Raw genomic sequence first — 26,947 nt, forward strand, 5'->3', positions numbered from 1 at the left:
GTCACCCCGCCTGCAGGCCCAGCGCGATCGCCGCGCGGCGCTGGATCAGCGGGTCGGCGCCGTTCTGGGCCATGTGGAGGAGGCTGTCCCGGACGTAGCTGCTGGTCACCGGGCCGCCGTGGCGGAGGGCCGTGGCGCACAGCCAGAAGAAGGTGGCGCGGTTGGAGACCTGGGCCATGGCGATCAGGCCTCCGGCTTGCCGATGCGGACGGTGCCCGCGCGGCTGTCCACGGCCTCGACGAAGCGGAAGGTGTTCCGCCCGCTGGCGTTGATCGTGATCTGGTCGCCGATGCGCAGCGCGTCGGACGCACCGTCGAAGTAGCTGGGCTCGTCAACCTGGGTGAGGTCGTGCTGCGTCGCGTAGTGCCAGAGCGTGAAGCTGTTGGCGTAGGCCAGGACGCTGAGGTCTTTCGGGGCGTAAGCCATGGGGAAAGCTCCTGAATTCGGCTGGCGACAGCAGGCGGTTTCCCCTGCTCTCGGCAACCGGCGGGGCGGTGGATGGGACCGCCCCGCTGGCCCTGCGAATCGCACTCACACGAATGAAAAAATCTCTTCGTCTGGTGCTGCGCCGGTTGCGGCCCGGCGCGGGCGCTGTGGCTATAAGGACATCTCGACCTCCCTGCTGGCGGTGGGGGTGAGAGAGCCGGCTTCTATCTCCGCGCCGACGCCGGCCACATGCCCACCTCGGTCCTGCGCGATCCGTAGTTTTCCCGGTGGGCTGACACGCCGCGGCTCTCTCACGCCCTTAAGCCCCGCGACGGGCTTTCACCGTCCACGGGGCTGTTCGGTTGCCGCCCGGATCAGACGGCTTCGAGCACGTCGGTTTCCCACCAGCACTCCTGGGCGCGGCCGTCGGCGGCCTTGTAGTGGACCAGGGCGGAGGTGACGCCGCTGGCGACGATGCTGAGACCGCGCACCGCGCCGGTTTCGCTGCTGGCCTTGATCTTCACGGTGTCGCCGATGCTGAAGGGAAAGGTGATCGGGTTGCTCATGGGGGCCTCGTGCTGGGGCTGGTTGAAGGGTGAGGGGCATCCACAGTTTTGCCTTTCGGCCTAGCGGTCCGGTGGCGCTGCCGCGCTCCCACTACCGCACTGGTAAACTCCGCTGGTTAGCCGGCGCCGACACCCAGCAGGCGTGGTGAACCTCGTCACGCCCCTCTACGGCCCCAAACCCCTGCGGCCGGACCGTTAGGGGCTGGAGCGCGCCGGGGCGCGGGTATGAGCGGCGGTCACGCCTTCTTCGTCTGGACGTGACCCCTGAAGACCCGCTTGCGGGCGCGGTGGGCCTGATAGCGCGGGTCGATGCGGGACTTGCGGCGGGCGCGGATCGCTTGGCGGCAGGTGGACATGGGCGATGGCCTCTTGGTGGGGCCGGTGGAGGTCCCGGGGAGCGCCCGCAGGGACGGAAAGGACGCTCCCCGGTGCGCCGGGATCAGGGGATCAGACCCCGGCGGTCTCGTCGGTCGCCCACCAGCCGGGGAAGGCCCGGCACAGGGCGGCCAGAAGGTCGCGTTCCTGTTTGCTGAAGAAGCCCATCGGTCAGGCCGCCGGCTGCTCGGCTCCGGACTTGCCGACAGCCTTGACCAGCTCGAACATGCGCTTGCGGACCGTGGCGTCGGGGATGCGGTAGTAGGCGCGAACCAGCTCCAACGTCTCGCGCTTCGCCATCGGGTCCGGTTCGTAGGCGCCGAGGTCCTGGCCGCTGGTGTCCGCGTCGTCCTCGACCTTCGCCGCGTCCGCGTCCGCCGGCATGTCGTCGAAGAAGAAGGACACCGGCACGTCCAGGGCATGGGAGAGCATGAACAGGCGGCTGGCGCTGATGCGGTTCGCGCCGCGTTCGTACTTCTGCACCTGCTGGAAGGTCAGGCCGATGGTCTCGCCCAGCTTCTCCTGGCTCAGACCCAGCAGGGTCCGGCGCAACCGGACGCGGGCGCCGACGTGCACGTCAATCGGGTGGCCTTCGGAGGCCTTCGGGCGGCCGGCGCCCCGGGCGGAGGACGGGGCCGCTTCGGTGGCGATGCGGTTGGACGAGACGGCGTTCATGAGCAGGCTCCTGTTCGGTGCTTGTGGGTGAAAGGAAGGGATAGGGGCGCTACGCGGCGCTGCTGGCCGCCGGGCAGGCGAGGGCCATCGACTGCTTGAAGAGCCAAGCGCGTGCGTCTTGAGCGGTGTTGAAGAACTGGCCGTCCGCATCGATCCGCAGCTTGGTGGCGGTGTCGGGCGTGACGGGGAGGCGCACCGACCGTTGCTTTCCAGCGGCATCCTCGATGAAAGCCAGCATCGTGCCCGCCTCTTCGTGGTGTGGCTGGATCACCAGGGAAGCGGCGCCCATGCAACGGGTCAGGCGGCTGGCGGCGCAGTGATCGGTGGAGGACATGCGGTTTCCCTCATCAGGACCGCCGCCGGGCTACCCCGTTCGGTCGGTTGTGAGGGTGATCATCACCAGACAGGTGAATTTATGTCAATAGACTTATTCACCTGATGGGTGAATTATTTCGTCGCCTCGGTCGTGGCGACGATCTGATTGGTGAAATGTGCAGCAAGCTGCGGGCATAAAAAAGCCGGACATCACGCGAATCCGCGATGCCCGGCTTACGGCTCTAAGGTGCCATTCAGGGCGTGGTTTCAGCCGGTCGCTCGGCAAGCTGGGCAGCGGCCATGTCGCGAGCGTACTCAAGCAACTTGGCGCGACGACGCTCGTCCAAGCCTTCGTAGATGCGCGTCAACTCGTCCGCACTCGAATTTGCAATCGAAGGACTCTTGAAGAGTTCCCAAGTTTCAACGCCAAGCGCCTGGGCGAACTTGGCGGCCCATTGATCGCTCAAAGGGCGTTCGCCTTTCTCAAGCCGGTTTACCTGCTGATAGGAGGTGCCAACGAGGCCGGCTAGATCCTTCAGCGTCATCTTTCGCTCCTGACGTAGATCGGCCAGCCTGTTCGGAACCATAACCAACTCCAATTGCTCATGTAACGTTGATCGATCATCACCAAATTGGTGAATTTTTGCAAGCCACTTCACCAAACCGTCACCCATTAGGTGATTTTTTGGCCCCTTTCGGATTGACCCGAAGTTCACCTGTGTGGTGAATTGGTGGGATGAAGCTCACCGAATACCGACAGAAGCGCAAACTGACCCTCGCTGAATTCGGCGAGCAGATTGGCGCGAGCGCTGAGACCGTCCGTCGCTATGAGGCCGGTCTGCGCTATCCCGACCCCGTGATGATGGAACGGATCATCTCGGTCTCCAAAGGCAAGGTTTCCGAACGCGATTTTCGCGAGATAGCGCAGCAAATGGCTGCGCGTCGCGCCGAGCGGCAGCGGTCTCGATCCGCTGCCGCCTGACCTTCCCGCCCTTCTCCTCCCTGTGGGCGGGCGACCTGGGCGGGGCTGGCGCTGTAGCGCTGCCCCGCCTCCTTCTTCCCGAAGGACGTCCGATGAAGATCTTCACTCCCGCCGAGATCGCGACCATCAAGCACCACGCTGACAAGCGCGTGAAGGTCCAGACGCTGGCCAACTGGTTTGGCGCGACAGTGTGGGAAATCCGCGGCGCTCTCGCCGTGGCACAGACGGCGCCGTCCGGGGCGCCCAAGGCTGGCGGCGACGCCAGCGGCGAAAATGCCGGAATCGCAGCCGCGACTGAAGAAGCGACGGGGCAGCCTCTGCAAAGGCTCGATGAAGTGCCGCCGCTGCGGGAGGCCGATGATCCTGCTGGACCAGCAGAGGGCATGGCGAATGAGCAAGGCCAATCGAGCCGCCCCACCCCCACCGATTCCCTGGGCATACCGTCGCAGGGCGACCATGGCCGCGAGCCGGCCAGCCAGCAGAAGGACAAGCGACATGTCGAAGGTCAAGGAGACCGAGTTCAAGAAGGGGCAGAGGGTGGTGTTTCAGACCACCAGCACGTCGGGCGGCCTGACCGCCGAGCGGACCGGAGCGGTGGTGCGGGCCAGCACCGAACGGGGCCGGATCGCGGTGAAGGAGGACGGCGGCGAGGTGGTGCTGAACCCCTTCCTGAAGCACGTTCGGGCGGCCTGACCAACGACGAAGTGGGGAGCATCGATGCCGAAGAACCCGCTGCCGCTGCGTCGCCCCTCCCTTCCTCCGACGCGCCCACTGGACAGCTTCAGCCCGAGGACGCGGACGGACGTAGCGTTGGACCGGCTGTCGCAGCCGTGCCCGCTCGTCCCCCGCGTGTTCGCCGCGAACGGGTTCCTGCGGGACCGGCTGCACTTCCTCCTGGGCATCCAGCCGCAGGGCGAGATGTCGGATGCGGCAGTGGATGCGACGGTTCGGCTGAACGGCCGGCGCGTAAGCTGAGGGCAGGCCTCGCCACTGACATCGACCCGGACCGCCTGCGCGCCCTGCTGATCGACCAGGGCATGACCTATGAGGAGGTCGCCGATGCGCTGGGCACCACCCGCAACGTGGTGGCTGGCCGCGCGCAGCGCCTGGGCATCACGAAGGGCACCGGCGTCGGCGGCCACAAGCGCCGCATCACGCACGGGCGCCGCGCGACGTCGACCCCCGTTGAGCAGCATCCCCAACCCGCGGTACTCGACCCGAAGGTGCCGCACGGCTGCCGCTGGATCGATGGCGAGGTCGGTCAGCCCGGTAAGAGCTGGTCCTACTGCCAAGCCAAGCCGCATCAGCCGGGCTCGTCCTGGTGTGCGCATCACCATGGGATCGTCTACGGGCGCACCAAGTCCAACACGTACCTGGAAGACATTCGCGTCTCCGCGCCCGGCCTTGGGCGTGGCGGAATGAAGGTCGGGTGACGTGATCCGCACCACCTTCGCCCCAGCACCAACAGCCCTCGTCCAGCAGGTTGCCGCGCAGGCGCCGCTGGGCGCTGTCGTGATTCTGCTGGGGCGACCTGTTCGCATCGTTCGCCGCATCGCCTGCATGCGTGGCGAGCTGATGATCATCGAGGAGACGACCGCTGTCGGGCGCGCGCTGCCCGGTCAGTACGGCCTCTGGCCGGCTGAGGTCGTCGATGAGGCGTGGGCCATGCAGGCAGCCCGCCTCCGTTCCCCCACCCTCTGAACCTGGAGTCCACGATGGCACGCAAGGCCAAGGACAACCCCACCAACATGGCGGACGACGACGTCGCCAACACGCTCCGACAAGCATCGAGCGATCTGGTCGACGCGCAGGAGGCCCTGGAAGCCGCCCGCGCGCCGATCAAGGAAGCCAAGGGCCTCATCAAGGCCACCGGCGTCGACTTCGACATCTTCCGGCTCTGCCACGGCATCCGTCACCTGGACGATGACGCCCAGCGGCAGAAGCGCATCAAGAAGCTCCACGTCGCCATGCACGCGCTGCTGGGGGATGTGGTGAAGCTCGACCTGTTCGGCTTCACCACCAGCATCAAGCCGGCGGTGAAGAAGGCCCTGCAGCAGGCCAGCGACGATCTGGCCAAGGCCGAACCTCCGGCCCCGCCGCCCGAGATGGAAGATGCGGACGAGACCGATTCATCTGACGCGCCCGACGCCGAAGCTCCGCCCCAGGCGCCCGACGACGAACCGGTCTCGGAAGACCCGCCCCCGCTGGCCGCCGCGGAGGACATGCCCGAAGGCGCAGGATTCGCATTCAACAACGGCAAGACGGCCGGCAAGCAGGGTCATGGCTCCGACGCCAACCCGCACGACGCCGAGACGCCGGAGCATGGGCTGTGGGAGCGCGGCCGGGTGGCCGGTGCCGCCTGGGCGGCGCGGTTCTACAACGGCGAGATCGCGGATACTGGCAATCATGCGGTGATGTGTTGGGACGAAGGCGGCATCGTCGTCTTCCGCCACGCCGACGCCGAGCTGGTCGCCCGCTGTGCCGATGCGCTCAACACCGCGCAGGCCGCCGCCGACGAGATGCTCTCTCCGGCGCAGATCCGTGAACTAGTTCACCCCTGCCTCGCCGATCCGGAGGGCAGCTTCGGCGTGGTGTTCGAGGGCAAGTTCGCGCCGGATGCGGAAGAGCAGGTGCCCGCCGCCCCGGCTGCCGAGAAGGTCAAGTTCACCGGCAGCGCGAAGCAGCAGCGTATCGAAGCCTACTTCTTCGGCTACGACGGCGCCGCCGCGGGCACGCCGCTGGAGGTGCTGACCAAGGGGCGCCGCGGCGAGCCGAAGGCGAAGATCGAGGCGGGCTATCGCGACCAGCAGGCCGGAGCCGAGCCGAAGCACGAGCGCCCAGCGGCGAAGGCTCCGGTGGCGGAGCGGACCGCCAGCGAGGATACGGAGGCCGCCACGGACACCGAAGGGCAGGGCGAGGCGAACGACACCGAGCCGAACTTCGATGACCAGGGCGTGACCGACGCGGAGAACGGCGGCGCCGAACCGGCCGATGAGCCGGGCGAGGCCGACCAGCAGGGCGACGATGAAGCCGGGCAGGCGGAAGCCATCGCCACCGCCGAGCCGGAAGCCTGGGACCCCGAGCAGGGGCGCGTCGGCGTGCAGGAGATCGAGCCCAACCATTGGGTGGTGTTCGACCAGAAGGAGCGCCAGCCGCTGGTCGACGCTTCCGGTCCGAAGTCCGGCGAAACCTGGGCGAATCAGGTGAACAGCCACTTCGCCGACCGGCTGGCCGACGTGTCGCGTGCGGAACTCGTCAATGCCTGCACGACGCTGGCGATGGGCAGGCTGCTGTCGCCTCCGCTCAACCACCCAACCATCTCCAGCAACATGTTCGCGGCGGTCTGATCCGATGGCAGCCCCGCAACAGAAATGGGTCTGGGGCGAACTCTTGGCCCGGTTCGTCGTCCCCGGCGAACCGGCCGCCAAGGGGAATAGCCGTGAGATCGTCCAGTTTGGCGATCGGGCCGCGCTGCGCAAGGGCGACAAGGCTCTGGGTTTCGAGGCGGTCGCCGGCCTGCATGTCCCGAAGTGGGAAGAGCCGTACGACGGGGACGTGGGCGTCTCCCTGCGCATCTTCTACGCCAGCCGCCGGCCCGATCTGGACGGGAGCCTCGTTTACGACGCCCTGCAGAACCGCACGACTTGGATCGGGAAGGGCAAGGAGCGTAAGGCCCGCGTCGAGAAGCGGCTGATCGTCAACGACCGCCAGATTCGGCTGAAGCACGAAGAGGGGTTCGTCGATCCGGCCCGCCCGCGGGTAGAGGTCGCCGTCTACAAGGCGACGCTGATGCTGGCAGGTGCGGCATGAAGCTCCCCCGCATCACCTATCACTCCGACGTCCAGCCGCTGCCCGGCTCGTACATCGTCCCGCAGGGGCCGCGGGCGCGCCGCGCCTATCTGGTGCTGACCAGCCGTGAGGTGAAGGCGCGCCAGCCGCGCAAGAACAAGGTGTGGGCGCTGGAGGTGGAGCGCCTCGGTCAGGCCGCTGTGCCCGCGGACGCCGTGACGCACCCGATCTACTGGTTCTCGCGCGATCGCAAGCCCCGGCCCGGCCAACGGAGGGGCGCATGAAGCTCCGTCCCTATCAGCAGAAAAATGCGGACGAGATTCTGGCGTGCTTGGCGCGCGGCGTTCGGGGAACTCTGTATGCCCTCCCGACAGCTGGAGGGAAGACCGCCACAGTGGTGCGCGGCGTCATCCGCGAGGTGGTCAACCTCGGCTGGCCGACGGTCTTCTTGGTCCATCGCCGGGAACTGCTGCACCAAGCCGTGCGCACTCTAGCTCGCGTTGGCATCCAGGCTTCGGTGGTTGACCAAGACCATGATCTGGACCCCCTGGCGCTGGTCCACGTCTGCTCCATCGACACGCTGAAGGCCCGCAAAAAGCGGCTGGCCGGCTGGCTGCTCACCATCAAGCTGGTTGTCGTGGACGAGGCCCATCATGCCGTGGCCGCTGGCTGGCAGGCTCTCTTGGAGGATTTCACGAACGCCCTGATTCTTGGCGTCACCGCCACGCCGTATCGGGGTGACGGAAAGCCGCTCGGCGTTCTGTTCAATGAGGCTGTTCGCGGCCCGTCCGTGGCGGAACTCACCCCCCGTTGGCTGTGCCCAGCTGAGGTGTGGGAGCCTTGGAGCCCGGACACCTCGGGCGTTCCGATCAGTCGTGGCGATTTCGCGGTCGGTGAACTCGACCGTCTCATGAACAACGACAAGATCACCAAGATGGCGATGAACGCCTATGCCGCCCGCATGCCGGGCGAGCCGGCCATCGTCTTCTGCGTCTCCATCGCCCATGCGCGCCGCGCCGCAGCAATATCTGCGGCCTACGGGTGGCGCGCCATCGCCGTTGACGGGGAGATGTCCGACACCGACCGCGATTCCGCCATTGATGGGCTCGCCTCCGGCTACTACCAGCACCTCATGTCGTGCCAGCTCGTCAATGAAGGGACCGATATTCCGGTCGTGTCCGGCGCCATCAATCTGAGGCCAACCAAGTCGACGCAGCTCAAGAAGCAACAGGATGGCCGCGTTCTCCGAACCCACTTCGGCAAGACGCGATCTTGCATCATCGATATGGCTGGCGGCGCCAACCTGCACGGTCTGCCTGACGCTGATCTGCTTTGGACCCTGGAAGACGGGCTAATCCCCATCCGCCACCGCACGATCCGGTGCCCGAAATGCCATCGCCGTTTTGAGCCCGGCCCGTTTTGCCCGAGCTGCAGCATGGCCTTCCCCCACTGGCGGCAGACGACACTCCCCGTCCTGGCCGGCGTGTCGGAGCACATCTTGAGAAAGCTCCCAACGCAGGAACTGGAGCGGTTCGTCGCAAGCGAGATCGACATTCGGCATATCGCGCGTGCGAAGGGGCTCGCCAACTCCTGGATCTACCACGCCTCCCAGCGCCTGCGCGAGCGGCAGAATGAACGGAGGCGCGCATGACCACCGCCGCCGACATCAAGGCCGCCCTGCGCCGCGCCTACGCGGCCCCGGCCTACGCCATCCTGTTCGAGGTCGCCAGCTCGACCGGTGCCAACATCCGGCGCTACGCCGACGCGGTGGCCATGTCGCTCTGGCCCAGCCACGGCATGCACGTCACAGGCTTCGAGATCAAGGTCTACCGGGGCGACTGGCGCCGGGAACTGGCTGATCCGACTAAGGCCGAGAGCATCGCCGCCTATTGCGACTATTGGTACGTCGTCACGCCCGAGAACAGCGTCATCGCCGATGCCAAGGAGCTGCCCGCCGCCTGGGGCTGGAAAGTGCTCGGCGCCGACGGCGTGATCCACACCAAGAAGCAGGCGCAGCTCACCGAGGCCAAGCCGCTCGACCGGCTGTTCGTTGCCGCCATGCTGCGCAACGCCCACAAGACCGACGAAGCGCAGATCGAGGCCGAGGTTAAGAAGCGCCTCGGGCCACTGGTGGAGCATGAGGTGGACTGCCGGACCAGGCAGTACCAGCACCTGAAGGAGTTCCGGGACAAGCTGTCCGGCCTGCTGGGTGAAGACGAGGCGCGCTACTTCCGCGACACCGAGCTGCTGGCGGCCGTCGCCGCGGTTCACAAGTCCGGCCTCCTGAAGTCCTGGGGTGGCCTCTCCACCGTGCTGTCCGCCTCGGAGTCCTTGCTCGACGCCATCGAGCAACTGCGCGGCGTGCTGATCGAAAACGGGTTCCGCGATCCGGAGCCGAAGAAATCCAACAAACGGAGAGGCTCGTGATGTCCCGCGGAACCCAAACGGTTGCGGCGGCGCGCCCGGTGATCTTCGACGTTCCCGGCAAGCCGCTTGCGCTCGCCCTGATAGGTGAGAGCGGGCAGCTGCAGGCTGTCAAACTGGAGCCGCTCGACGCCCTGGCGCTGGCGGTGGACCTCACCACCTCGGCCCGGCGCCGGCTGGCGGGAGGTGGGCTGTGAGCCGCGCCCAAGCAACCCTCTTCGACGGCGCCCGCCTCCACAAGGACGACGCGGTCGAGCTGACCATCCAGAGCCTGATTGCTCATGCCTACGCCCATGATCATTGGGGGCTGGCGTGGAGCGGGGGCAAGGACAGCACGGCCATCCTCACGCTGTTGGTCCACCTGATCGACACGGGCAAGATCCGTCGCCCGAAGACGCTGACCGCCTTCTATGCCGACACCCGCCAGGAACTGCCGCCGCTGGCCATCGCCGCGCTGCGCATCATGGACCAGATCCGGGCGCGCGGGATCGCGGTGCAGGTGGTGACCGCGCCGCTCGACAAGCGGTTCCTGGTCTACATCCTGGGCCGGGGCGTGCCGCCGCCGAACAACAACACGCTCCGCTGGTGCATGCGCCAGATCAAAGTCGACCCGATGACCGCGGCCATTGAGCAGCAGCTCGCCGCCATCAACGGCACGTTCCTGATGATCACCGGCGTCCGCATGGGCGAGTCCGCCGCCCGCGACCAGCGGATTGCGCTCAGCTGCGGCAAGGACGGCGGCGAGTGCGGGCAGGGCTGGTACCAGCAGGTGCTGCCCAACGCCAAGGGCATCCGGGGCCGCATCGCCACGCTGGCGCCCCTGCTGCACTGGCGGGTCTGCCACGTCTGGGAATGGCTGATGTTCGACGCCCACGCCGCCGGCTGGGCCACGGCCGACATCGCGGACGCCTATGGTGGGGACGAGGCGGAGGAGATCAACGCCCGGACCGGCTGCGTCGGCTGCCCGCTGGCTCAGAAGGAGAAGGCGCTGGAATCCATCCTGAAGGCGCCGAAATGGGGCTATCTCGCGCCGCTGCAGGGGCTGAAGCCGCTTTACCGGGAACTGCGGGAGCCGAAACACCGGCTGAAGAAGACCGGGCTGAACGCGGACGGCTCCTTGGCTCGCGCCAAGAACCGGCAGCGCATGGGTCCGCTGACCTTCGAGGCCCGGTTGATGGGGCTCGACCGCGTTCTCGGCATCCAAGCCGCCTGCAACGTCGAGGCTGCTCGGCTCGACCGGCCGCGCATCGACCTGCTGAACGCGGAGGAGGAAGCCCGCATCCGCGAGCTGATCGCTGCCGGGACCTGGCCGAACGGCTGGGAGGGCGACGAACCGACCGGCGACGTCCCCCTCGACATGATCTACGGCGACGGCTCCGTCCAGCCGCTGCTGGTGAGGTGAGCCATGACCGCGCTGACCCGCAACATCTCCATCCGCGCCCTGGCCCGTGACGACGTGCCGGAGGTGATCGACCTCCTCCAGTCCTGCCACCGCCGGCCCGATGGCACGGTGCCCCCGCGCTATGGCGAATCGGCCCTGCGCAGAATGCTCTATGACGCGACGGCCGCCATCTGCCCGCACGGCTCCAACGTGCTGGTGGCGGTGGTCGACGGCGACATCGTCGGCGTGGTGGCTTACCGCTCCGCCTTCATCTCGGCGCTGGGCTGGGAGATCGCCTATTGGGGCACGTCGCCCCGCCACCAGGGGCACGGCGTCGGCGGGCGCCTCCTCGATGCGGCGCTCACGCAGATCCGTCACGCCGCTGCGCCCGACCACTTCGTGTTGGTCCGCACCGCCCATCCAGCCGCCTTCGCGCGGCGTGGGTTCCATCCGTTGCCCGATGATGCAGCCCTGATGCGTGCGCAGGTCCGGGGCTTGCGGTTGGCCACGCTGGAGAATGCGTGATGGCGGGGCGCCGCTACTTCCCGTCCCCTCGCTGGACAGCTGGCCAGAAGCGCCGCGCCGAGCGGGATCACCTCGCCGGCAAGGTCGAAGCTGTCACGGCGCCAACCGTCGGGCGGAGCGTCGCCGCGGTGCGGACGAAGATTGCCCGCATGGGCTTGCCCAAGGCGCCGACCGACAGCCGCCAAGGCTCGCTGATCGCTGACGGCGGCCCGGCCAGCCGCTTGACCCCAACCCCTGAGAGGCGGTCATGAACACGCCTTTGCAGCCTGATCCTCTCGTGCCGTCGGATGTTGATCTGCGGGACTTCCCGCACACGCCCTTGTTCCGGCACGCGTTGTTCAGCTCGACCTTCCACGCCCATGCCACCGCCGAGGAATGGCGGGCCGGGGTCACGCTCTGGCTGAAGTCCTGGGATCAGGTGCCGGCGGGGACCCTGCCGGCGAACGACGTCGACCTCTGCCGCCTCGCTGAGCTTGGCCGCGACATGCGGACATGGCTGGAGGTGAAGGAGATGGCGCTGCACGGGTGGTTCCTGTGCTCCGATGGCCGCCTTCATCACCGCGTGGTGGCTGAGGGCGTTTTGCACGCTTGGAAAAAGAAGCTGGAGCAGCGGTGGAAAACCGTGTGCTCCCGCATCCGAAAGGCTAACCAGCGCGCCGAGAGGCTGGGTGAGCTGAAGCGGCCTCTGCCGACCTTCGAACAGTTCTTGGCCCAGCGGGATGCCGATTCCCGCGCTCGCGCTCAACAGCAGCCCGATCATGCCGCTGATCTGGCTGATGCCGCCGTGCCGTCGGCGGATGAGGTGGACGAGCTGGATCAGGACGAGGATGGAGAGGAGGCCGAGGACGATGGTCTGGACGAACCGGCGGGCCATGTCGACGCGCCTCCGGACCCTGCGCCCCCCAAGCCAAAAGCGGAACATGTCCGCATCGGTGAGACGGTCGCCGCGATCATGGGCGTGGCTGACAACCCCAACTGGTTCGGGGATTACGGGCGCGTCATGGCGTGGCTCAAGCAGGGCGCCGACGAAGAGCTGATCGTTGGCACGGTCGCGCGGGTCATGGGCGAGCGCAGGAAGGGGCAGGGGCCGCCCAGGTCGCTGAACTACTTCGATGACCCCATCGCACGGGCCATCGCCGACCGCTCCCGTCCGCTTCCCGAGGTTTCCGATGTCCAACGAACTGATTCCGGCCGCCGCCGCGCCACACCTCCCAACCGATTTGAGGCCATCGTTGAGCGGGACCTTGCGGGAGGCTCTGGCTGATCAGCAGAACGGTGCGATGGTCGACGGGGCGTGGGTGATGCGCCCTTCAGACTGGAAGCCGCCCGCGGTCATCCCACTGGAGACGCAGCAAGAAGCCGCCACCGCTGTGGCATGGCTCCGCGATCGGTCGGCCCCGGTTCCTGTGGATGTTGCCGAGCGATGGGTCGCGCACCTCGCGAAGCGCATGGCCGGGGACATGCCGTCTGAGACGAAGCTGGCCACCGCCGTGACGGACATCGTCGAGGAGGGCTATCCGGCGGCCATGTTCCAAGACCTGGAGATGCTCCGACGTGTCGCCCGCCAGTTCAAATGGTTCCCCGGCTGGGCCGAGCTCGCCCCGGCACTGGACGCCGAACGCGACCGTCTGCGGCAGGCCTTCGAGCGGCTGGCGGTGATCGCCCGCGGTGGAGAGGTTCGCCGCCGACCAGGCAACCAGAACCGCCGGCAGCAGGACGACAGCCCGGCAGGTCCGCGCTCCATGAGCGAAAGCACGGAACGGCTCATGGAGGAATTCTGGGCAAAGAACGGTGGGCGCCCGGTGCGCCGGAAACCGGCCGAAACCATCGACAACGAGCTTGACGACACCAGCGTGGGGAACGCGCGATGAGCAAGAAGAAGACCAAGGCCCGAGTGCGTGACGCCCAGGCTGCCGCGCCGTCCGCCCCGCCTGTCCCAGCGTTTTGGGGCGCCGCTCCGGACCGGCTGTTGAAGAACCTGAATGTGCCCGGTGTCTACACGTTCCGCGGCCCTATCGATGGACGCGAGACCGTCCGCCATTTCCGCGTCTCGCAGGTCGCTGGCGGACTGCTGCTGACGGATGCGACCGAAGCTGTGGCGCTGGAGCTGGTCGAGCACGCCCGCCAGAAGGTGGACGCGTCTGCAGCCGCAGAGCGCGCCCGCGTTGCCCTTATCGGCGCCCGCAGCCCGAACGAGATCCGCGCCGCCCGTGGCGACGTGGTGGCCGAGCAGACCATGAAGGCCGGTGTGACCCGCGGCCGGGCGCTGACCTCGCTCGGCACCCTCCAGCAGCGCCACCTGCTGACCATGCGCCAGTTTGAGGCGGGCGACCGGCTGGCGCAGGACGTCAAGACGGTGGCTGGGGCGCGAGAGGCGCGGGACGATGCGGCGCCGGAATATTCCCCGATCGGCGGCCGAGCTTGGGAGGATTTCGCCGTCGCCGCGGGCCGGAACCTGGAGCTGGTTAAGCGGGCGTGCAGTGACTTGCCTTGGTACGACGGCATCAGCCTGTGGACAATCGTGGAGGACATCGTGATCCATGAGAAAACCATGCGCGAAGCCGCAGGTGGCCGGTCCGCTGTTCAACAGGCCCGCGCCAAGACCGCGCTCCGCATCGCCCTGGACGTGGTGGGCGACATCTATGAACTGCCCGCGGACATCAAGCGGACACGCGTTCTGTTCAACGGCGTTCCCGTGGAGATGCGCTACTGCGAAGACATCGACGGCCTCAACGAGGAGGGGGAGCCGAGGATCATCCCGCGCGCCATCAAGCTGAAAGGCAAGCGGTGGGTAGAGACGGCGCCTACGATGCAGAAGCTCTACGATCGGGCGAAGAAGCGCCTATCCTCGTGCTTGGATTAGTCGAAGAAAAACGAAGACGCATGAACATCCAATGCGGATTGGAGCGGTTGTGCTGTATTGCAAGTCTGCCGCACGCTGCTCCAATTCGCTCTGTTCCGAGCATCACGATAGCAAGGGCACGAGAGTGGCATACGTTGCAGATGGGAACGGCAGGTTACGGAAGGTTGATGCCCTCCTGAACTTTAAAACTGGCTTTAACTGACTAGAGCCAAAAGGTCCACGTAAGGATAGGTCTATCCATCTTTTTGATGTATACAAATAACCGGCGCTGCTGTTATAATTTCCATCGCTATCGTACCACTCTTTCGATTCTTTTTCTATGCGATGAGGTAATCTCGTTGCCATCCAGATGGCGTCTTTGCTGGCATCGTAATACGGCATTGTCTTGGAGAAGATGAAATCTAACATCCAAGTTTCCATGGCGTGCTGCGTGTATTTTTGAACCAGCAAACCATTCTCATCATGAGTTATTACTGCGTTCATTTTAAGCACCGGAAGCCACATGACCGCAGTGTCAAGGCGTGCATAATCCCTGGTTCGGGCTAAGAGATTACTGATACCTACCTGGGTGTTCTGCACTTCGATCGCTAATCGCTTTCCAGCCTGATTGGTCACCAGCACATCTGCTCTGCGATCTTCTTTGTCTGCCCACATTGGGAGCTCGAGATCTACTTCAGCATCTACATGGTAGCCGAGGTTCTTGAAGAGCCGCGCCATAAAATTCTTTGCTTTTAGGTGCTCAGCACTTTCCTTGGCAGCAAAGGGGCAGGCCGATCCTCGCTTGTGAGCGAAGTGGTGAACCTTGATATACCCCTGTTTGACAATGACGGGTTCATTGCATGCTGGGCACCGGTAGTCGCCGTTCCTTGGAGCGCCGAGTGCTAGAACCCTTACGCCGCTATCAACCGCAACCAGCATGATTCTTCCAAATTCTTCAATTTGGAGAATGCGGCGGAAGATGGCAAATGTCTAGGATGAAAAACTCTACGATGTTGCCCCGAGAGCCGCGCTGGGGAGGGCTATTCTACATCCGGTTGGCTGGTCAGCAGCTTTCGCACCTTTGCCGGGATCGGGCGACCGCTTTCCTGTTCGGGATGTCCCCAGCGGAACACGTCGGCTCTGGTGTACTTGGTGCCCAGCTCGCCGTTCAGCCAGTTCATGGCGCTCAGCCACCCGCCTACGCTCTCCACCCAGGCGGTGTAGTAGGCGACGTCAAAATCCTTGGTTCGCTCCCGCGATGTGTGTGCGGGCTCCACATACAGCTCAAACGGAATTACCGCAGTGCTGTTGGTCAGCACCACCGAGGGAGGCAGGCCATGCTTGCGGGCGAAATTCTAAAGATCGGAGAGGGCGCGGATCGTCTTCATGGTAAAAACCCTATGGTGTGTTGCGTCGTATTGCAATGGAACGCCCAAGAGTCCACAGAGCCTAGCGGATCGGGTTCATGAGACGAATAGCGGTGCCTTCTGGAACCGACAAGCGATGCCGATCAAAGGTTATTTCCACGCCCCGTGGAAAAAAGCCCTTGCAGTTATCCGTTTTTTTTCGCACCAACGTCAAGTCCATCAGTCTGGGAGCGGGAGCGGGCCGGAGCATGACGTCGAAGTCAGCCGCGTTGGTGCATCCACCAGAAGCAACTCGAAATCGCAAAACGTCCTGTCCAATATACGCTTCCCACACCGTCTCCACAGACTCGGAGGCGGCGGTCGCAGCGGCAATCGTAGTCAATAGGCAGGCGGTCACAATGACCGCCTGCCCTATGTACCGACATGGGTTCACGGTTTCAGTGCCTTTTCGAGCCTGTTCGCAAGTGTGACATCCTCACCTCTGCATCCGTCAATAGGGCAACGCTTAGAAATAAAGCACGGCGAATTTATTTTGAAATCATTTTCGCCGCGAACCAATATGCCTTCAATCAGCAATTCTCCCTGGGACAAACGGGCCGTGTTAAACACCGCTGACCCGGAATTCCCTTGGTAAGTATCGAGATTAGCCACGAAAAACCCACGTTTAGCGTTTAGGGAACGCACTGCCGCTCCATCGGCGATTTTGACCGGAAGTCCCAACGGATACCCGATCACGGTCACCCCTTCACCTACGTTGATGGGCGGAGAGGACGACGCCCGAATGGTTACCTGCGGCGCGTCGATCTCCCTATCCACCTGAACGATCCGCCAGTCGCTGCCAATGCCTGGTTCCAATTCGCCACCGACGATCTTTTCGCATTTGTACACGTTCTTGGCGGCAATCCCCTGCTCTGGCTGTGGCTTATCATTGGTTTTGTAGAAGCCGAAAACAAACCGGGTGTTATTGCAGCTTTCCTGATCGCGAATGCAGTGGCCGGCGGTGGCGATCAGGTTCCTGCCGACCTTGAAGCCGGAGCAAAACGCTGGATTGGGTTCATCCCAGAACGGCTCCTCCGGCTCCTTCAGTGATTCCGCCTGTTTGGGAGTGCACAAGCCGCGCCCGGACGGACCATCGAGGACGTTTCCGCCCGGCAGATCATAGAATTGGCCATCGGCTCGCGCCAATACGTTGGCGGCATTGACCAAGGCGGCCGTCGCGTCCGCAGCCCTGCGCTGATTGGGCGTCGTCCTTGAATGCCCATAGTTTTTTCGGTCGTCACCACCATAAATGGCCTTACTTTCCAGTCCGTAGATACTTGTTGCCGCCCGGGCCCCTTCCCGGAGAAAGTCGTTAAGGGCGTCCTCTACTGCGCGCTGCTCGTGAACGCTAGCGCCATCCGGCTTCGGCGCTCTCGTGGTGTCCTCGATGCGGCCACGAATATTTCGCAATGTATCAGTCGCATCGCGTAGCGTCCGTTCCGTTGTCCTTCCAATGTCGTTTCCTTGGGCAAATGCCGGGTGGCAAACGGCGCACGCCATGCCGATAATAAGGCCTGCTACGACCAAACGACTCATCAGAACCTCCCGTCGTTGCACCTTCAATTAGGACATCGAGCAACGGCGACATCGGTCATCCCGATGTCACCACGCTCGAGAGCGCGGCTCCGCACGAACCGACAATGGCCGGAGGACCGGCAGTCAGATTGATCCTTGAGAAATGCTCTGGCCTGAAGGGCTCGTTACGCCCTGCTATGCGTGCCTTAATGTTGGCGTCACGCATGGCGGTAAGCGCGGCCGCAGCCGATTCCTCCACCCGCGTGGTCGCAGCCGAGCATGCCCGCAGCTTTATGATGGCGTCGGCGAACTTAGTATCCGCTTCGTTGTTGGCGGTCACCTCCTGCTGCCGCTCACTCTGTTCAGCTGCTTGCCTGCGCTCGGGGATTACCAATTCCTGCAACGCCGTGGTCGTCTTGGTCTTAACGGTCTGGTCATTTAGAACCCGTCCAAGGAACGCAATGAACTCGCTGGCAGATTCGGTTTCGGTAACGAGCACACTTGCCGTCATGGGCTTGACGGCGTCCGTCTTGCTGAGCTGAAACCATGGCGACTCGAAGGGCATGGAAACTGCGCTAGAGATGCCATCCTCACGCGCGTCGACAGAGGTCCTGAACATGCGAGGCTCCTGGCGGGAAATGCCCCCGACTTTGATCGTCGCGGCCGGAGCCTTCTCAAGGCTTGGATCGGATCCAGGCGCATGAAGCGACATGAAGACGGCGACTTGCCGGGACTGGCCGGTTCGGAGCAAACGGGTTCCGATGGGCTCGTCAAGCATGACCACGACCGGCTCTATGGTCAGGGCCGAATTGTCGGAGGAGGCGCGGAAGATTCCTTCGAAGAAGAAGTCTGGCCTTTCGGCAAGCCAAAGCCCGTTGTCAATTACTGCCTTGCGCTGATCCACTTTCCATGTTGCCCCCTCCGCATCGTTCGCACGGTGGCCGGACCATTCCGGCAGCGTGTCTAAGGCATGTTTGGAGGGGGAGGTGAGGAATTTGCCTCGTGCAATCTGAACGCAACGAGGGAAGTTATCCTTAGATGTTTCGAAGTTCCGGCTGGCAAAAACCTTCCATGTCCTTTCGGATGCGGCGTCGGTCAGTGCTTGCCCTAAATAGTTGACGCCCTGCGAAATGGCACTGGCTCCAATAGCCGCCAGCACACCACCGAACATCTTCGTCTGCGTCTCTTGGGGGACAAAGGCACACGGCCCGAGCGCAGCCTGCGTTGTATAGATGACGCCGTCAGGCACTGCTTGGTCGGCGGCGTTGTGAGAGGCACATGCCGCAATAATTGTAGCCGAGATGACGAGCGACGCTGTTCGACACCACATGCCTCCCTCCGAATCAGCTCTGTTCCGTGAGAGTTACAGATTAGGGTGGTATGATTGATCTAGCAAACTGAAGTTTAAGACGTTCATATCGACAAAATGCATATAGTGAGAGTGGACCTTTTGGTCAAATGTCGGAAACGAAAGTTCTATGCAATGAAATGCCACTGTTTCGTGTTGGGCGCCGACGAGTTGCAGTGGCCTCTCCCCGGTCAGCGCCCGGATTCAGCTGACGACCGCATCCGCAAGGTCTCGTTAATCGCCGCAGGTCGCGTTGTCGCCGGTCCGCGGGAGATTCTTCCCGCGAATGTGCCACCAAGAGAGTAACGCTAACCCGTCGACCTGCGCGACGCCCAGGGCCCGGCCGTCGCAGGCGACGTATAGGACGCGCATCGGGAAAGACCCGCCGGGAAGCTGTCCAAGCCGCTCCGGCGGTTGTCGCTACCGTGGTGGAGGATGCGGCTCCGGTTTCCAGGCGGAGATGACGTGCGCTACTAAGGGCGCCCAGCTCGTCCACCACTCCGCGTCTGTCTGCCCGCTCGACCTGGAGGGCTGCGACGGCGAGGCGAATCCAGCGCGGGGCCGGCGGAAGCGATCACCCTGGCCAAGGTGCCGCAATGGGTGCTGGAGAAGGTCCGGGCCGCCCTGGTGACGCTGCAGGACGTCGCCGACCGCATGCAGCACCTGCGCCGCAAGCTGGGGACGCGCTACGTCGCTGAGGCGTGGGAGTCGACCTTCGAACGGGAATGCACGTCGCCGCTGGCCTTCCTGGTCCGGTTCCGCGCGTCGGCCCTGAAAGAGCGGGTGGACTCGGAAGCGGCGTTGCGCGCGCTTGGTGGCGTTCCTGACACCGCCTTGACGCCGGCGGAGCTGGACTATTTCCGCCCGCGGGGGACTGAGAAGGAGCCGGCAACGGCGGACCTGCTGCGGCTGCAGGCCTTCGCCGCGCGCCACGGCATGCAGCCGGGTGACGTTGCTGGCCCGCTGTCGGTGCTGTCGTCGCGCTATCTGGCGCGGCGGAATCGCATGGCGCAAGCGGTGGAGACATTCCGGGCCGCGACGATGGACGAGCTGTGCAACGCGCAGAACCCGGAGACCTACGCGACGTGCGGAACGCTGGTGCCGGCGGATGATGGGGCCGGGCCGGTTCGGTATGAGGCCCTGGCAGCGCCGGACGATGGAACCTTTGCCGCCTTCATGCGCGAGACCTTCGGGCCGCGCTGGGCAGTCGGACGGAAGCGGCGCGGCTGCGATCGGGTTTGGATCACCAAGCGCCAGTACAACGCGGCTCGGCAGGCGTGGGAGGCTCGGCAGGCTGACCAGCTCCGGTGAGCACCAAATGTTGTGGTGCTGGCCGATTGGGCGAATCGGCGTATCGGTTACGACTCGGCGGTGGTCGCGGTGTGCGAAGCATGCCGGGGAGGGCCATTGATGGCCGGGTGAAGCCCCGCAAATGTCTTGTGGATAACTTTTTGCCGGGCTGATGTCCCATGAGACATTGGCGTTTGTCCCATAGGACAACGGCACTTGTCCCGTGAGACATCGGCCAATGTCCCATAGGACAACCGGCTTTGTCCCATAGGACAGATTTTGCGGCGCTGTCTAATGCGATTGGTTCGCACGGGAATGTGGATTGTTTATTGTCGCGGCGTGGTTGTGTCCCATGGGACAATGCCCGATGTCCCATAGGACAAGTGCGAATGTCCCATAGGACAAAGCCCATTGTCCCATGGGACGTCACACGGTTGTCCCATGGGAAAACGGCTCCAAGAGAAGAGAAGAGAATCTATTTGGTGGTGGTGGTTGCGCGCGTGCGCGTGCCCATACGTGCGCGTGGGAGACCCCCAGCGCTGGCGATTTCGCTTGACCTGCAGCGACGACATCGGCACGAATTTGGAACCCTTGGGGAAGGGTGCCTGGACAGATCCTGAAGCACCCTCGTCGCTGTTCGTCACTGGTCACAGCACCTGCCCATCGTCCGCCCGCCCGGTTCGTCCGTGGCGGGTTTTGTCGTTCTGGTAACCGCTCGCCCAGGTCGGCGACGTAACCCCCTCGCTGTTGGCCCTGGTGCCCAGCTCGTCCGCCCTACCGTCTCCGCAGGATCATCGCCCATGCGCCTCTCCGCCGTGGATGCCTTCGCTCGTCCTGCGCTCCGCTGGAGTGCCGGTGGAGAGCTGCAGCGCTGCATCGGGGTGCTGACGGGGCTGTTTGGGGAGGATGGAGCGCGTGCGATGGCGCTGGTGGGTGAGGTAGCGCGGAGGGGCGCCGTGGAGTGCCTCGAAAGCGCTAGACGTGTCCGGGTCCTTCCAGGGGCAAAAGACCCGGGGGCAGCACCGGCCCCATGTCGCGAGGATTTTCCGGCCCTGGTTTCAATGAAACCGCCGTGTTTCGGAACCCAGAGCCGCGTGAAGAACGGCGTGTAGCCATTTGGCAACAGTGACTAATCCGCCACTGAGCCCACACCGCCAGAGTTTCCAGCCCTTCCAGTTTCCACCCGTCTGCAGCCACGGGCGGCGAGTTTCCCGGCAGCCACCGGGAAGGACGCGACCGAACGGTTTCCCGATCTTCATCGGGTCCGGCGGTCGCCTTTGCGTGACCCCCTGACCGCGTCCGGGGCGTGGCTGCGCCGGACCCGATGGAGACCATTCGCATGACGATCCGTCCCGACACCGACGACCTCATCGGCTTCTTGAACGGCCTGCTCGACCATGACCGTTACGCGGTGCAGGAACTGATGGGCATTCGCGTCGCCTGCAACGAAGCGATGGCGAACCACCCGACCGTCCAAGTCGCTGCGCACCCGCACCCGCATGTGCCCCCCGGACAGTTTCGCACCGGCATTCTGGGAATCCTGAACGGGTACGCCGGTGTGTTCGACAACGGGCCGCGCGCCGGTTGGGGTCCGATTACCGCGGTGTACGAGGACGGGCGTTTGGTGCGGTTCGAGCGGACGGTGGAGGGCTGAACCATGTCCACCTCCGAATTCACCCACAGCTTCTTCGGGCACCCCGTGATGGCGGTGCTGAACCTGCTTGGCCTGCGCCGGGCTGCCGCCTGGGTGCATGACGTCGCCCTGCCAGTTCCGGTCGAGCCCGTCGCCGAGCCGACCGCCGAACAGCACCCCACCATCTTCGCCTGCCAGATCCTCGACCTTCAGGACGGGCGGGGCACGCTTCGCCTGGAGTGGCAGGAGCCGACCGGAAGCGGTGGCGGCGCTTTCGCACGGTCCATCAGCGACGCGATGGGAACGGCCAAGGAAATGGCCATGCTGCTGAGCGGTGAGCGTGAGGAGGAGCCCATCATCCCGGTCGAGACCTGCGAAGCCTGGGTCGAGCGCGAGTGGTTCTGGTGGGTGGTGAAATACCGGCGCAAGCCCGGCGCGGTCGACGTCACTATGGCTGCCCGCTTTCCGCTTCGCTCGTCGGCGCTGGCTGTGGCGGCGGCGGTCAAGACGACTCACCGCGATGGGGTCGAGCTTGGGATCGGGTGCGCAAAATGACCGCCTTCCCTCCGATGCCCTCCCTCCCGCCCATCGTCATGCAGGAGCTGCGGCGCGAAGCGCTGAAGGCCGCCCTGCAGTTGGACGGCCTGCCGGACAAGAGCCTGGGCACCGTCATGAATGCGGCGAAGGTGGTGGAGGGCTTCATCCTCTTCGGCGATGCCGAGCATGCATGGCGTCACGCCGGCTTCCGCAGCGTGGCTGACGCCATCGCCGCTGAACGTGCTGCTGGGCGGGCGGCAACCCCCGATGATGTCGCGGCCTTGCTTCCGGCTAATGTCGCAACGCTGCGCCCGAAGGGCTGATCGGTTTCACCCATGGCCCGCGAACGGCCCCAGACCAGCGCGAAGGAGTTCATCGACCGCTTCAACTCGCTGGGGATCGTCGGTGACGATGATCTGCCGGTGACGGTGACGAAGGGCACCGTGTCCAAGCTGGTCAACGGGCAGGAGATGCCGCTGCTCGGCGTCACCTTCACCGCCACCATGCGCTGGCTGGCGGACAACACGGACCCGACGAAGCCGAAGTCGAAGCTGGGCACCGCGGCGCAACGGTGGTTGAGCGGGCAGGGAGCAGCACCAATCCCGCCGATCCCGAAGGCTCCGGGAGAGACGCCGGCGCGTCAGGCCGAAAAGCAGCCGACCGTGGCGGTGCTGCCGATGGAGGAAGGCATTTCGGCCGGCGGCCGGAACTCAACGGTATCCGAGTCCCGGCGCGAAAAAGAACGGCTCGACGTCGAGCTGAAGAAGCGCGAACTGGCGAAGCACGACCGCGAGCACATTCCGCGGGCGGAAGTGGAGGTGGCGGTGGATGCCGCTATCACCGAATTCCGCGGCCAGTTCGAGGGGTTCGCTGGGCTGCTGGCCCGTCAGGTCGCTGGCAAGACCGATACCGAGGCCTACACCCTTATCCAGGCTGAGGTTCGCCGGCTGCTGGAGCGGTTGAGCACGAACCTGCGGAAGGCCGCGATCGGGCTCGTCGATGAGCTGCACGACGGTGGGGCCGTCGATGAACCGGAAGGCGAGTGACCTTCTCAACCGGATGGCGGCGGCTCTCGATCCGCCTCCGGAGATGGAGCCCGACGAGTGGGCCGAGGAGAACATCGTCCTTCCCAAGAAGGAGGGGATGCCCGGCCCTTACCGCATGGCCCACACGCCGCAGTTCATCCCGTTTGTGCGCGCGTTTTGGGACCCGCGGTGGCGCCGCATCGTCTTCGTCTGCGGCGCCCAGGAGGGGAAGTCCCGAGCCGTCCAGGCGGTGATCGGCAAGAAGCTGGACCATGAGCCGGCGCCGGTCATCTACTACGGCCCGACCAAGACCTTCGTCGAGCGCACCATCGAGCCGCGCATCGTCGAGATGCTGAACTCCTCCAAGAGCCTGAAGGGTAAGACCCTCTGGGGGAAGAAGCAGAAGAAGACGCTGAAGGTGGTCAGCGGCGCGCCGCTGATCCTCAGTTGGGCGAGTTCCGGTTCCGAGCTTGCTGGTCAGGAAGCCGCGTTGGTCTTCATCGACGAACGTGACCGCCTGGCCGACGATATCGACGGCGAGGGCGATCCGGTCGAGCAGGGTGAGGCGCGTATCGGCTCCTACGCCAACGGCAAGATCGGGATCATCTCGACGCCAAAGACGGGCGTCATTTGGAAGGAGCGGCATCCCGAAACGGGGTTGGAGCATTGGGCAATCGCCGACCTAAAGAAGGTCAACAGCCCGATCATCAAGCTCTGGTGGGAAGGTTCGCGCCATGAAATGGCGTGGCCCTGCCCAGAATGCGGCGACTACTTCATCCCGCACTCTGGGCTGCTGGATTGGGACGGAAAGGCTGACGGCACGGCGACGTCCGCTCAGGCGGCCCGCACGGTCAAGATGATCTGCGGATGCTGCGGGGTGCCGATAGCCGAGACGCACAAGGAGTGGATGTGCGATCGCATGATGCCGGTCGCGCCGGGGCAGCGGGTGGAGCCGGATGGAACGGTGGTGGGGCCTGACCCCGACACCGATTGCTTCTCGATCTGGTCCAACGGGCTGATGTCCAAGTTCAAGTCCTGGGCCAAGCTGGTTCGTCGGTGGCTGTCCGCCCTGGCGTCCGGTGAGCCTGGGAAGGTGCAGGGCGTCGTCAACACGGGCTTTGGCGAACTGCACGCCGTCTCAGGCGACGCCCCGAAGCACTCGGCGGTCACGGACTGCAAGCTGCCCTACAAGCGGGGGCAGGTGCCCTACGGCGTCCAGCGGGTGGTTCTGACGGTCGACGTGCAGAAGCGCGGCGTCTATTGGGTGATGCGCGGCTGGGGCGCTCGGCGGGAGTCCTGGCTGATCGACTACGGCTATCTGCCGGGCGAGACGGACGGCGCCGAGGTCTGGGACGACCTGGAAGGGATCGTCCGAGCAGCGCTGCCCGGCAACACCGGCGTCAACCTGCTGCTGATCGACTCCGGCTACCGGCCCGGCAAGCCGGCGGTGGTGCCGGAAAATGCCGTCTACGATTTCTGCCGGCGGTTCAGCCGCTCGTTCGCCCGGCCCATCAAGGGCGAGCGGTACCTGACCGGCAACAAGTGGTTCACCACCGCGGATAACGACGTTGACAGCCGGGGCAGGGTGCGGAAGTCCGCCGGCCTGATCCTGCACCGCCTGAACACGCATGAGTTCAAGAGCCGCGTGTTCGAGAAGATCACGCGGCGCAAGGAACTGGCTGGCGGCTGGCATGTGCCGGAGGACGTCGACGACGTCTATGCCAAGCAGATCGTGTCGGAGACCTGCCGGTGGGTGGGCGGCAAGCCGATCTGGGACGAGCTGGGCGCCAATCACTATCTCGACGCCGAGATGATGCAAGAGGCGGCGGCGGAGATCCTGAAGTTCCGCCTGCTGCCGCCGCTGCCGCCCGCGCCGGATGGGGCCGAAACCGATGAGGGCGCAGACGTCGAACAGCCGACCAGCGTGCCCCTGGTGGAAAGCGTCCAGCAGATCGTCGCTCCGCCGTCCGCTCCGAAGATCCGCCCGAGTTCCTGGCGCACCCCGAACATGAGGCCACGCCGATGAGCAGCTTCACCCAAGCCGACCTCGATGAAGTCGAGCGGGCCATCTTCAAACTGGCCACCGACCCCCTTGCGCGTCCTATCCGAGTCCGTGGCGCGGACGGGTCCGAGAACGAGTTCAGCCGCGTCACTCTGCCGGAACTGCGCGCTCTGCGCGACCAGATCGCGGCGGCGGTGGCTGGCCAGCAGCGCACGAGTTGGCGATGCGCCAACGTGGCCCGCTTCAGCCGGGGATTCTGACGCATGCGTATGAACCCGCTCGACCGCGCGATTGCCTTCGTGTCGCCGCGGGCCGCGCTGCGTCGCGTCCAAGCCCGGGCCGCGCTGGAGCTGACGGTCCGGACCTACGAAGCGGTGTCGGCGGCACGGGCGAACGGTCGGCGTGCCCCGGCCACCGGGCCGAACTCGGAATTGCGCGGCGGGGCCTTCCTCCGGCGCTTGTCGCGCGAAGCGGTACGGAACGCCGGCCCGGCCCGGTCGGCGGTGTCGAAGCTGGTGACCAACATCGTTGGCACCGGGATCATGCCGCGCGCAGCCACTGGCAATGAGAAGCTGGACAAGGCGCTGAACGACGGCTTTGCGCAGTGGTCGCGCGAATGCCTCGCGGGGACGCGGGGCGGGAACTTCGTGACGCTCCAGGTGCTGGCCGGCCGCTCGATGGTGGAGGGCGGAGAAACCCTGACGCGCCGCCGGACACGACAGGACCGTGATGGGCTGTTCGTTCCCGTCCAGGCTGAGCTGATGGAGCCGGATCTACTGGACGAGCAGAAGACTGTCGCGCTCGACAACGGCTACATCTTCCAGGGAGTGGAATTTAGCCCGACTGACACCCCGCGGGCCTACTGGCTGTTCGATGCCCACCCAGGCCAACCCTGATATTATCGTTTATAAACAATAAGTTAGGCCCTCTTGGACCCGTCCGGAGGGCCTTTTTCACATGCGACAAGGCCATTCGCCAAAAACCAAGGCGATACAAGGCGTTACGGCGCGCCCACGCGACAACGGCGCGACATGGACGCGACATGGACGCGACAAGAGACAGCCCCTCGAACGGGGCATTTTGACCAGGGTTGGGCGCCCGAAATCCGGCCCCTCCCACGCGACCCTCACCATGGAGAAGTATCATGAACGCACAGCCGTCCGCTGAGGCGGGCACCCTCGTTTGGGGCTTGGGCAACATCGCCAAGCACCTGGGCATCACGAAGCGGCAGGCCCATTACCAGCACGAAAAGGGCAACCTGCCGACCTTCAAGCCGCCCGGCACGAACAAGATCGCCGCGCGCCGGGAAAGCCTCGATGAGCTGGTGAAGGGGTGGGAGGCCGCCGGCCGGACCGACGGCGCCGGCGCTGAGAAGGACCCCGGCCATGAGTGACCCTCTGGTGCGGGTGTCCGGTCTATCCCTCCTCGATGGGGAACCGGACGAGCGGGGGCGCCTGCCCCTCGCGTGCCTCGACGTGCTGGTGGGGGGCGTGTGGCTCCACCGCTGCACGCTCGTCCGAGCCGAGGGCGGAGAGCTGGCCGTCCAGCCGCCCGCGGTCTTCGGCAAGGCGTTTGCCCGGCGAGCGGAGCGGGGAACCGATCATGCGGCCTGGGCAGCGGTCAACGCGGCGGCGCTGGCCGCTTACCGAACGGCAGGGGGCACGGAGGCCGCCGCGCCCGGCGCCGGGCCGGATGAGTGAGTGTCCGTGTCATGACCATGGTGTGGAACACGGACCTCAAGAGCACACCGAAGTTCGTGCTGCTTCGGTTGGCAGACTTCGCGGCCGATGATGGCGGGAAGGTTTTCCCTGGTGTGAAACGGGTAGCGAGGGACACCGGCCTGTGTCTCCGCGCTGTGCGGGACGCCTACCGTGTGTTGGAGGACTGCGGG

General features: G+C 65.1%; 36 protein-coding genes and 1 pseudogene. 27 read left to right on the forward strand and 10 right to left on the reverse strand.

Going from position 1 to position 26,947, the window contains the following annotated elements; translation table 11 throughout:
* Position 1 precedes the first annotated feature (1 nt).
* The 6 genes from TSH58p_RS33150 to TSH58p_RS17595 all read right to left on the reverse strand — a co-directional run bounded on the left by TSH58p_RS33150 (position 2) and on the right by TSH58p_RS17595 (position 3,031).
* Positions 2–178, reverse strand: a complete 177-nt coding sequence (locus TSH58p_RS33150) for a hypothetical protein (protein ID WP_158282539.1) — start codon at positions 176–178, stop codon at positions 2–4.
* A 5-nt stretch (positions 179–183) separates the two neighbouring features.
* Positions 184–426 (reverse strand): hypothetical protein, encoded by a 243-nt coding sequence (locus TSH58p_RS17575; RefSeq protein ID WP_109067716.1) that lies wholly within the window; start codon positions 424–426, stop codon positions 184–186.
* Between the two features lie 374 nt (positions 427–800).
* A complete protein-coding gene (locus TSH58p_RS17580; protein ID WP_199229998.1) occupies positions 801–992 on the reverse strand; it encodes a hypothetical protein in 192 nt (63 codons plus the stop codon).
* A 546-nt stretch (positions 993–1,538) separates the two neighbouring features.
* The gene (locus TSH58p_RS17585) at positions 1,539–2,042 is read right to left on the reverse strand and encodes a helix-turn-helix domain-containing protein (RefSeq protein WP_109067717.1); all 504 of its coding nucleotides are present in this window, start codon (positions 2,040–2,042) and stop codon (positions 1,539–1,541) included.
* A gap of 49 nt (positions 2,043–2,091) precedes the next feature.
* On the reverse strand, positions 2,092–2,376 hold the full coding sequence (locus TSH58p_RS17590) for a hypothetical protein (protein ID WP_109067718.1): 285 nt from the start codon (positions 2,374–2,376) through the stop codon (positions 2,092–2,094).
* Between the two features lie 235 nt (positions 2,377–2,611).
* Positions 2,612–3,031, reverse strand: coding sequence for a helix-turn-helix transcriptional regulator (locus TSH58p_RS17595; protein WP_109067719.1), 420 nt, complete (start codon positions 3,029–3,031; stop codon positions 2,612–2,614).
* 62 nt (positions 3,032–3,093) lie between these two features.
* Here TSH58p_RS17595 and TSH58p_RS17600 point away from each other — a divergent pair, with 62 nt between their 5' ends.
* From TSH58p_RS17600 to TSH58p_RS17680, 16 genes are all read left to right on the forward strand, one after another.
* Entirely contained in the window at positions 3,094–3,339 is a 246-nt protein-coding gene (locus TSH58p_RS17600; RefSeq protein ID WP_109067720.1) for a helix-turn-helix domain-containing protein, read from the forward strand.
* 495 nt (positions 3,340–3,834) lie between these two features.
* On the forward strand, positions 3,835–4,032 hold the full coding sequence (locus TSH58p_RS17605; protein WP_109067721.1) for a hypothetical protein: 198 nt from the start codon (positions 3,835–3,837) through the stop codon (positions 4,030–4,032).
* 117 nt (positions 4,033–4,149) lie between these two features.
* Positions 4,150–4,314 carry a hypothetical protein gene (locus TSH58p_RS34070; RefSeq protein ID WP_247873795.1) on the forward strand — a complete coding sequence of 55 codons (165 nt, stop codon included), beginning with the start codon at positions 4,150–4,152 and terminating at the stop codon, positions 4,312–4,314.
* Between the two features lie 62 nt (positions 4,315–4,376).
* Positions 4,377–4,772: a hypothetical protein gene (locus tag TSH58p_RS17615; protein WP_109067723.1), complete on the forward strand. Its 396-nt coding sequence runs from the start codon at positions 4,377–4,379 to the stop codon at positions 4,770–4,772.
* 1 nt (position 4,773) lies between these two features.
* On the forward strand, positions 4,774–5,040 hold the full coding sequence (locus TSH58p_RS17620) for a hypothetical protein (RefSeq protein WP_109067724.1): 267 nt from the start codon (positions 4,774–4,776) through the stop codon (positions 5,038–5,040).
* 14 nt (positions 5,041–5,054) lie between these two features.
* On the forward strand, positions 5,055–6,686 hold the full coding sequence (locus TSH58p_RS17625; RefSeq protein WP_109067725.1) for a hypothetical protein: 1,632 nt from the start codon (positions 5,055–5,057) through the stop codon (positions 6,684–6,686).
* Between the two features lie 4 nt (positions 6,687–6,690).
* A complete protein-coding gene (locus TSH58p_RS17630; RefSeq protein ID WP_146205802.1) occupies positions 6,691–7,149 on the forward strand; it encodes a hypothetical protein in 459 nt (152 codons plus the stop codon).
* Positions 7,146–7,412, forward strand: a complete 267-nt coding sequence (locus tag TSH58p_RS17635) for a hypothetical protein (protein ID WP_109067727.1) — start codon at positions 7,146–7,148, stop codon at positions 7,410–7,412. Before TSH58p_RS17630 ends, TSH58p_RS17635 begins: the two co-directional genes overlap by 4 nt.
* The gene (locus tag TSH58p_RS17640) at positions 7,409–8,779 is read left to right on the forward strand and encodes a DEAD/DEAH box helicase (protein WP_109067728.1); all 1,371 of its coding nucleotides are present in this window, start codon (positions 7,409–7,411) and stop codon (positions 8,777–8,779) included. Before TSH58p_RS17635 ends, TSH58p_RS17640 begins: the two co-directional genes overlap by 4 nt.
* On the forward strand, positions 8,776–9,555 hold the full coding sequence (locus TSH58p_RS17645) for a hypothetical protein (protein ID WP_109067729.1): 780 nt from the start codon (positions 8,776–8,778) through the stop codon (positions 9,553–9,555). The genes TSH58p_RS17640 and TSH58p_RS17645 overlap by 4 nt, the downstream gene beginning before the upstream one ends.
* The gene (locus tag TSH58p_RS17650; protein ID WP_109067730.1) at positions 9,555–9,749 is read left to right on the forward strand and encodes a hypothetical protein; all 195 of its coding nucleotides are present in this window, start codon (positions 9,555–9,557) and stop codon (positions 9,747–9,749) included. Before TSH58p_RS17645 ends, TSH58p_RS17650 begins: the two co-directional genes overlap by 1 nt.
* Positions 9,746–10,954 (forward strand): phosphoadenosine phosphosulfate reductase family protein, encoded by a 1,209-nt coding sequence (locus TSH58p_RS17655; RefSeq protein ID WP_109067731.1) that lies wholly within the window; start codon positions 9,746–9,748, stop codon positions 10,952–10,954. Before TSH58p_RS17650 ends, TSH58p_RS17655 begins: the two co-directional genes overlap by 4 nt.
* A 3-nt stretch (positions 10,955–10,957) precedes the next feature.
* Positions 10,958–11,458: a GNAT family N-acetyltransferase gene (locus TSH58p_RS17660; protein WP_109067732.1), complete on the forward strand. Its 501-nt coding sequence runs from the start codon at positions 10,958–10,960 to the stop codon at positions 11,456–11,458.
* Between the two features lie 247 nt (positions 11,459–11,705).
* Entirely contained in the window at positions 11,706–12,722 is a 1,017-nt protein-coding gene (locus TSH58p_RS17670) for a DUF1376 domain-containing protein (protein WP_109067734.1), read from the forward strand.
* A 16-nt stretch (positions 12,723–12,738) separates the two neighbouring features.
* Positions 12,739–13,329: a hypothetical protein gene (locus TSH58p_RS17675; protein ID WP_247895508.1), complete on the forward strand. Its 591-nt coding sequence runs from the start codon at positions 12,739–12,741 to the stop codon at positions 13,327–13,329.
* Positions 13,326–14,321 (forward strand): hypothetical protein, encoded by a 996-nt coding sequence (locus TSH58p_RS17680; RefSeq protein WP_109067735.1) that lies wholly within the window; start codon positions 13,326–13,328, stop codon positions 14,319–14,321. The genes TSH58p_RS17675 and TSH58p_RS17680 overlap by 4 nt, the downstream gene beginning before the upstream one ends.
* Positions 14,322–14,423: 102 nt before the next feature.
* On the opposite strand, the gene TSH58p_RS17685 is transcribed toward TSH58p_RS17680, so the two are convergent.
* The 4 genes from TSH58p_RS17685 to TSH58p_RS17700 form a co-directional block, all read right to left on the reverse strand.
* Positions 14,424–15,239: a competence protein CoiA gene (locus tag TSH58p_RS17685; RefSeq protein ID WP_109067736.1), complete on the reverse strand. Its 816-nt coding sequence runs from the start codon at positions 15,237–15,239 to the stop codon at positions 14,424–14,426.
* A gap of 101 nt (positions 15,240–15,340) precedes the next feature.
* Positions 15,341–15,622, reverse strand: coding sequence for a hypothetical protein (locus TSH58p_RS17690; RefSeq protein WP_109067737.1), 282 nt, complete (start codon positions 15,620–15,622; stop codon positions 15,341–15,343).
* Positions 15,623–16,096: 474 nt separating this feature from the next.
* On the reverse strand, positions 16,097–17,242 hold the full coding sequence (locus TSH58p_RS17695; protein ID WP_109067738.1) for a serine protease: 1,146 nt from the start codon (positions 17,240–17,242) through the stop codon (positions 16,097–16,099).
* A 55-nt stretch (positions 17,243–17,297) separates the two neighbouring features.
* Positions 17,298–18,392 carry a hypothetical protein gene (locus TSH58p_RS17700; protein WP_162600042.1) on the reverse strand — a complete coding sequence of 365 codons (1,095 nt, stop codon included), beginning with the start codon at positions 18,390–18,392 and terminating at the stop codon, positions 17,298–17,300.
* 777 nt (positions 18,393–19,169) lie between these two features.
* On the opposite strand from TSH58p_RS17700, the gene TSH58p_RS17705 reads away from it, so the two are divergent.
* The 11 genes and pseudogenes from TSH58p_RS17705 to TSH58p_RS34690 all read left to right on the forward strand — a co-directional run.
* Positions 19,170–19,880 carry a hypothetical protein gene (locus tag TSH58p_RS17705; RefSeq protein WP_109067740.1) on the forward strand — a complete coding sequence of 237 codons (711 nt, stop codon included), beginning with the start codon at positions 19,170–19,172 and terminating at the stop codon, positions 19,878–19,880.
* Positions 19,881–21,198: 1,318 nt separating this feature from the next.
* Complete coding sequence (locus TSH58p_RS17710; RefSeq protein WP_109067741.1) at positions 21,199–21,513, forward strand: hypothetical protein; 315 nt, start codon at positions 21,199–21,201, stop codon at positions 21,511–21,513.
* 3 nt (positions 21,514–21,516) lie between these two features.
* A complete protein-coding gene (locus TSH58p_RS17715; protein ID WP_109067742.1) occupies positions 21,517–22,047 on the forward strand; it encodes a hypothetical protein in 531 nt (176 codons plus the stop codon).
* Entirely contained in the window at positions 22,044–22,352 is a 309-nt protein-coding gene (locus TSH58p_RS17720; protein WP_109067743.1) for a hypothetical protein, read from the forward strand. Before TSH58p_RS17715 ends, TSH58p_RS17720 begins: the two co-directional genes overlap by 4 nt.
* Before the next feature lie 12 nt (positions 22,353–22,364).
* Positions 22,365–23,075 carry a hypothetical protein gene (locus tag TSH58p_RS17725; RefSeq protein WP_109067744.1) on the forward strand — a complete coding sequence of 237 codons (711 nt, stop codon included), beginning with the start codon at positions 22,365–22,367 and terminating at the stop codon, positions 23,073–23,075.
* A complete protein-coding gene (locus TSH58p_RS17730) occupies positions 23,029–25,080 on the forward strand; it encodes a terminase gpA endonuclease subunit (protein ID WP_109067745.1) in 2,052 nt (683 codons plus the stop codon). Before TSH58p_RS17725 ends, TSH58p_RS17730 begins: the two co-directional genes overlap by 47 nt.
* Complete coding sequence (locus tag TSH58p_RS17735) at positions 25,077–25,316, forward strand: hypothetical protein (protein ID WP_109067746.1); 240 nt, start codon at positions 25,077–25,079, stop codon at positions 25,314–25,316. Before TSH58p_RS17730 ends, TSH58p_RS17735 begins: the two co-directional genes overlap by 4 nt.
* Positions 25,317–25,325: 9 nt before the next feature.
* Positions 25,326–25,952 carry a phage portal protein gene (locus TSH58p_RS17740; RefSeq protein WP_162600043.1) on the forward strand — a complete coding sequence of 209 codons (627 nt, stop codon included), beginning with the start codon at positions 25,326–25,328 and terminating at the stop codon, positions 25,950–25,952.
* A 248-nt stretch (positions 25,953–26,200) separates the two neighbouring features.
* Positions 26,201–26,449 carry a hypothetical protein gene (locus TSH58p_RS17745; protein WP_109069220.1) on the forward strand — a complete coding sequence of 83 codons (249 nt, stop codon included), beginning with the start codon at positions 26,201–26,203 and terminating at the stop codon, positions 26,447–26,449.
* Positions 26,442–26,756: a hypothetical protein gene (locus TSH58p_RS17750; RefSeq protein WP_109069221.1), complete on the forward strand. Its 315-nt coding sequence runs from the start codon at positions 26,442–26,444 to the stop codon at positions 26,754–26,756. Before TSH58p_RS17745 ends, TSH58p_RS17750 begins: the two co-directional genes overlap by 8 nt.
* 17 nt (positions 26,757–26,773) lie before the next feature.
* A pseudogene (locus TSH58p_RS34690) lies at positions 26,774–26,935 on the forward strand (helix-turn-helix domain-containing protein); the annotation flags it as partial.
* Between the last annotated feature and the right edge of the window lie 12 nt (positions 26,936–26,947).

Source organism: Azospirillum sp. TSH58 (genome assembly GCF_003119115.1).
Lineage (GTDB): Bacteria > Pseudomonadota > Alphaproteobacteria > Azospirillales > Azospirillaceae > Azospirillum.